Source organism: Tunicatimonas sp. (assembly GCF_049647865.1).
Taxonomy (GTDB): domain Bacteria; phylum Bacteroidota; class Bacteroidia; order Cytophagales; family Cyclobacteriaceae; genus Tunicatimonas.
In genome coordinates this window covers 1-1,671 of the sequence record NZ_JBARYM010000872.1, presented here as the reverse complement: position 1 = coordinate 1,671, position 1,671 = coordinate 1, and the positions used below count along the sequence as shown (strand labels likewise).

Sequence of the window (1,671 nt, the reverse complement as noted above, 5' to 3'; positions counted from 1 at the left end):
AGGTGGTACAGCGCATCTTCACTAATATCGCTACCAACCAGGCTTACGCTTACTAACTGCTGGTAGAGCGGACGTAGGTCAATCAAATTTTGGTCGTTAAATGCTCCCGGGGGAAAGGGCATCTGTAGCGTGAGTTGCTGAGAATTTTCTTGGTCACGTTCAATAATAAAGGGAGCCGCTTCGTACGAAACCTGCTGCACCAAGTCGGTCAGGGCCTTATCGGCTTTCCACTGTTTACGTTGAACTACTCGTAGATTGTTAGCGTAGCTTTGCAATTGAAGCGAGGCACTACTATCTTCTAAGGCCGTAAGATAATCTAGCGTCGGATCAGCTCCTCGATCAATCCACCATTCCAGTAAATTAACTTCGGTATTGGTAAGGGCCGGTTTACCATCCGGGGGCATAAAATCATCGTGAGAAGGAGGAAGAGTCACTCGTTTCCATATCTCACTTTGCCCGGCATCACCAGCAATCAATCCGGGTTGACCGCTTTCACCGCCCTGGGCCATAGAAACCAAACTAGTAAGCAGCAGATCGCCCTTCGTTTTATGTTCATTGTGACAACTGTAGCATTTGGCATCGAGCATAGGTACAATTACATCATTGTACACCAGCATTTCGGCTTCGGGCTTTTCGGGTACGCTTTGCCAGCTAGGTAGGTAATCGGTTAGGTAGTCAGCTCCGTGGGTGAGAGAGCCTCCCTGATGGCTAGCTAAAACCAATAGGCCGTTGGTCAGTAACAATACTAGCCCGTATAAATGTTGAGAGGTTTTTGTCTTATCCCACCGAATATTTAATCGAAAAAATAGTAGCAAAAGTGCTCCCACTGCAACTCCCATACCAAGCCAAAGGTGAGAAATTACTAAATCACCGCTATAGTCACCGGTTCGGTAGAGCAAATAACCGAGAATGACGGCTAACAGACTGCTAAGCGCGGCGATCACCAGCATTACCCACCGTAAAGGTTTAGACATTACCTTCCAAGTAGTCTGGTTCAATAGTTCTAGCAGAAACAGTAAGCTTAACAGAACAATGGGGAAATGAATAATTAATGGGTGGAATCTTCCCAGGAAGTAAACCCAATCAGGGGCTGTCTGTTGAGGAGTAGCAAACAGCGGCAATAGCAGAAGAGCAATACTGAAAATGATCAGTAGAAAACGGAAGTGAGAAAATTTATCTAAATTAATTATAGGTTTAGTGAGTTGATTAGGCATAAATTTCGCAAAGTTCGCCGGTACTATCAGCAAAGCACTCGGTCGGAATATTCAGGATATGTAGCATAGACAGATACAGATTAGCTAAAGGAGTTTCTTTAGCAAACTGAAGATTCTGTCCGGTTTTTAGCTTGCCTCCTGCCTTGCCAGCTACTACTATTGGAAGGTCGCGAGGCGAATGGCGGTTACCATCGCGTAGACCCGAACCGAGCATAATCATACTATGATCTAATAGCGTTCCATCGCCTTCAGGAATAGATTTTAGCTTTTCAAGAAAATAAGCGTACTGCTGCATATGCCACTGGTTGATGGTGGCGTACTGTCGGAGGTTCTCTTCGCTATTTTGGTGGTGGGATAGCTGATGGTGGCTACCCTGAACACCATCCAAAAAAGAGAAGTTGCGATTACTAACCGAGTTGCCAAACATAAACGAAGACACTCGACTAGCATCGCTCCA

Annotated in this window: 2 protein-coding genes; both read right to left on the bottom strand. The window is 45.5% G+C overall.

The annotated features are described in order from the left end of the window. On the bottom strand, positions 1-1,214 hold a 1,214-nt coding region (locus tag WBA23_RS25075; protein WP_424585020.1), incomplete at its 3' end, for a c-type cytochrome domain-containing protein. Further along, on the bottom strand, positions 1,207-1,671 hold a 465-nt coding region (locus WBA23_RS25070; RefSeq protein ID WP_424585019.1), incomplete at its 5' end, for a DUF1552 domain-containing protein. The genes WBA23_RS25075 and WBA23_RS25070, both read right to left, overlap by 8 nt.